The following is a 4,140-nucleotide window of genomic DNA, read 5'->3' as shown; positions in this document are numbered from 1 at the left end:
TGAGGATAAGAAGAACCATCAAGCCTTTCCTGGTGCTGAAGAACGATCTTGGCAACAGGCCAGGGAAATTCTATGGAACTTAAAATATCATGACCTGCTTGAGGATGTATTTTTATCAGATTAAATTCAGCTTCAGATAGTTTACCGGGTTTACTTAAGATTTCAGCAGGAACATATATTTTCCCAATATCATGAACAAGAGCAGCCATCCTGATCCCATCGATCTGATCTTTTTTTAGACGCATTTCACGAGCAATTGCCTCTGCCAGAACTGATACTCTTCGTTGATGACCGGCTGTATAAGGATCCCGAATCTCAACAGCAGAGACAAGTCCATTAACTGTTTCTTCTAACAATCTCTGGAGTTTTTTATAACTCAGAAGCAATTCATCTTCAGCTTTTTTTCTTGCAGAAATATCGACAGAAACTCCTAAAATACCATCAGGAACAAATTTCAGCGATAAGGGAACTTTGGTTGTTTGAAACCATCTTTTTTCACCATCATTCTTAACAAATTGATGTTCCTGAACCAATAAAGTTTTTTTAGACATTAAAACTCGTTCATCTTCTTCACGATATTTATTTGCATCTCTTATTTTTAATTTTGATAATTCTGCAAGTTCGAGATCAGTTTTTCCTAACATCGCTTCAGGCGTTGTTCCGTAAAGTTCAGCCATCGATCTATTGACCATTACATATTTACAGTTATTATCTTTCACAAATATGATGTTGGGATCAGTATCGATGACATGACGCATAAATTCTTCCCTATCCTCGATCGCTCTTTCCATTTTATGTTTGTAAAAAGCCATTTCAATGGTTGTATGAAGTTCTTTCTCCTCATATGGTTTGAGAATATAACCAAAAGGTCCGGTTACTTTTGCAATTTGAATTGTTTTGTAATCAGCATAAGCAGTTAAATAAACTATAGGAATTTTAAAGGTTTTCGTGATTTGTTCAGCAGCCTGCACTCCATTCATTTTTCCTTCTAAAATAATATCCATCAAAATCAGATCAGGTTTCAGTTCATGAGTTTTATCGATTGCATCCCGACCGGTTGAAACAATATTTAATACTTCATATCCGAAATGTTTTAGACTTCTTTTAATATCTTCAGCTATTACCCGTTCGTCTTCAACTATCAGTATTCTTTTCTTCATTTTTTTCCCAGTTATTTACTGCAAAGAACACGAAGTTAAATAAATATTTTAATTTTTCGTGTTTTTTGGAAATTTCGTGTTTTTTTTAGTATTTTTATAAATCAAAATAAAATATCTCATTACTCAGATTATCTTACCTGGTTTTTTTTATTCTCATACATTCTTTTATCAGCGGTTGCAATAACATCCTCAATTTCGGTCGAATCATTACTCTTCCAATATGCACTTCCAATTGCAAAAGAAATCGGAAAATTAAAATGTGTTTTCTCCTGGTTCTGAAGTTTAATTCCTTCTAAAATCCTTTCTTTAACTGTTTCCACATCTTTTCCTGTATTGGGAAGCATGATCAGAAATTCATCTCCTCCGTAACGGACGACAATGTCAGATTCGCGAGCTTTTTCAATTAAGACATCACTGACGCATTGCAATACTTTATCACCTGTGAGATGACCATATTTATCATTTATTGATTTCAAACCATTTACATCGACAATTAGAAAAGCGATAGATCTGTTATATCTTTTTGATAATTTTACTTCTCTGTCCAGAGCTTGATAAAGATAATACCGATTGTAAGCTCCCGTCAACTGATCATGCATTGCCTGGATTTTCAGTTTGGATTGGAGGTTTATCCTTTTTAAAGCTTCATTAGTATGTCCGATAAGTAATTCGAGTAATCGAACATCATTTTTATCAAATGCATTTGATTCAGTTGATACTACTTGAAAAACACCGATATTCCCAATGGGTACGCTTATTATTGATTTATAACCATTTTTGTTTTTATCATCTTTAAATTCTTCTTCTAAATTTACTTTGAGAATTGTTTTTCCTGTCTTGTATGTTTCTCCGGCAATACTGTTATTCAGATCTCCGGTTTGACTGGCTCCAACAGGGGTTTGAGTTGAAGTAGCCTTGACAACCAGTTTGTCATCTTCTACGATAACTAAACTGCAAATTGAGAAATCAAGGATGCTTTCAGCAGTTTTAATGGTCATTTTGTAAACATCTTTACTCGATTCACATGCTACTAAGTTTCGAGCAACTTCATGCAGATTTTCGATTTTTCGATAAAATTCACGAAGAGCTTTTTCCGTCTGATCTTTATAAAATGCCATCTCAATAGTTGCATACAGTTCCTTTTCTTCAAATGGTTTTATCAGATAACCAAAAGGACCGGAAACTTTAGCAATTTCAAGTGTCTTTTCATCTGCATAAGCAGTTAAATATACAACCGGAATATCGCATTTATCCCTGATCTGTTCAGCGGCTTGGACTCCATCCATTGTTCCTTCGAGAATAATATCCATGAGAATAAGATCCGGTTTCATTGTTTGAGCAATATTAACTGCATTCAAACCTGATGCTGCCATATCGATCACATCATAATTAAAACCTAATAATATCCTCTTTAAATCTTCTGCGATTATGCGTTCATTTTCAACGATCAGAATTTTCTTTTTATACATTTTCTACTCCCAATCAAAAAAAACATACTTCACGAAAATATTTTTCTAAAACTTGGAATATCGGTCAATGATTTTTTATATTTTTAAGTTAAAATATTTATAAAATCTAAAAATGTGAAATCTGAAATTCTACAGTATTGCGACAAACAATGAATCAAGTTTCCTGTATCAATTTCCAAATTATTTTTTTTGTTTGGAATTGCATTATTAACAAGGATCAGGAACGATGAAAATATTTTTTTCTCATAAAATGTAAAAAAAATAAAAAAATGCTTGACTCCATATATGCGATTCTCAAATTTTACCCGTGTTTTCTCATAAAATCTCAGTAAATCTCATTTTTGAGATGGAGAGCAGAATGTCAGGGGAATTTTTAGGCACATACACAAATTCGGTGAATAAGAACAAATGGATCATTATTCCTTCTCCATTCAAAAAAAAATTCAGTGAGGAAGCGAATAAAACTGTTATTGTTACAATCGGACCGGAAGAAAATATTGGAATTTTTCCTCTTGATAACTGGAATGAGAAAATCGAGAAATTAAAAAGCGGAACAGACAGAGATACCGATCTGTTAGTGAATTTAAGAACATTCGCCTCATCCGAACAAACCATAGAAAAATCCGGCAGGATCAAGATCAGCAATGAACTATTAGAAATTGCAGGTATAACTGAAAAAGTGATCATCAAAGGTGAAGGTAATTATATTTCCGTATGGAATCCGGAAAAATATGTCGATTTCCGTAACGAAAAACTTAAAGTTCATAAAAAATCATTCAATACCCAAGATTACCAGAAATGAATGGTTATCACTCCGCGGTTTTGCTCGAAGAATCGATCAGCGGTATGAATCTTAAAAAAAATGGAATCTATGTTGATGCAACTTTAGGTGGTGGAGGTCATACCTTGAAAATATTGGAATCAAATCAGAATCTGCAGGTATTTGCTTTTGATCAAGATGAAGATGCAATTGATTATACTTCTAAAATTTATGAACAATATTCTGATAGATTAAAAATTTTCAACGATAATTTTTCCAACCTTCGAACCAGATTATCATTAGAAAGAATAAAAAAGATCGATGGTATTATTTTTGATCTTGGAGTTTCATTTCATCAAATTTCCAATCCTCTGAGAGGATTCAGCTATCAGCATGATGGAAAACTCGATATGAGAATGAACAAGTCAGAGAAAATTTCAGCTTACGATATTATAAACAAATTCCCATACGAAAAGATGCGTACTATCTTTTTTGATTATGGAGAAGAGAGGGAATCAAACAAAATTGCCAGGGAAATAGTTGAAAGCAGAAAGAAAAAAATGATCAGAACAACCGGAGAACTTTCTGAAATTATCGAAAAGAGTATTAGGTCACATCAAAAGCTAAAAGCTAAAGCAAGAATATTCCAGGCATTACGAATATTCATAAATAATGAGATAAATGTCTTGAAAACAACTTTAAACGATGCTGTAAATATTCTAAATCCTGGTGGTAGATTGGCAGTTCTAAC

4 protein-coding genes are annotated in these 4,140 nt (G+C 33.0%); 2 read left to right on the top strand and 2 right to left on the bottom strand.

All coding sequences use genetic code 11. The annotated features are described in order from the left end of the window. Together ENL20_01790 and ENL20_01785 are read right to left on the bottom strand one after the other, a co-directional pair. Positions 1 to 1,160: response regulator (locus tag ENL20_01790; GenBank protein HHE37289.1), on the bottom strand; the 1,160-nt coding region annotated here is incomplete at its 3' end. A 128-nt stretch (positions 1,161 to 1,288) separates the two neighbouring features. Then, on the bottom strand, positions 1,289 to 2,629 hold the full coding sequence (locus tag ENL20_01785) for a diguanylate cyclase (GenBank protein HHE37288.1): 1,341 nt from the start codon (positions 2,627 to 2,629) through the stop codon (positions 1,289 to 1,291). Between the two features lie 358 nt (positions 2,630 to 2,987). Between ENL20_01785 and ENL20_01780 the strand changes: the two genes are divergently transcribed. Both ENL20_01780 and rsmH read left to right on the top strand, forming a co-directional pair. Beyond that, positions 2,988 to 3,431: a protein MraZ gene (locus ENL20_01780; GenBank protein HHE37287.1), complete on the top strand. Its 444-nt coding sequence runs from the start codon at positions 2,988 to 2,990 to the stop codon at positions 3,429 to 3,431. Beyond that, on the top strand, positions 3,428 to 4,140 hold a 713-nt coding region (gene rsmH / locus ENL20_01775), incomplete at its 3' end, for a 16S rRNA (cytosine(1402)-N(4))-methyltransferase RsmH (GenBank protein ID HHE37286.1). The genes ENL20_01780 and rsmH, both read left to right, overlap by 4 nt.

Source organism: Candidatus Cloacimonadota bacterium (assembly GCA_011372345.1).
GTDB lineage: Bacteria > Cloacimonadota > Cloacimonadia > Cloacimonadales > TCS61 > DRTC01.
Note: the sequence above shows the minus strand (reverse complement) of the source record. Positions and strands in the feature narration are given on the sequence as shown.

Coding starts and splice junctions, on each gene's coding strand:
- ENL20_01780 (HHE37287.1), top strand. CDS start 2,988: ATGTCAGGGGAATTTTTAGGCACATACACAAATTCGGTGAATAAGAAC.
- ENL20_01785 (HHE37288.1), bottom strand. CDS start 2,629: ATGTATAAAAAGAAAATTCTGATCGTTGAAAATGAACGCATAATCGCA.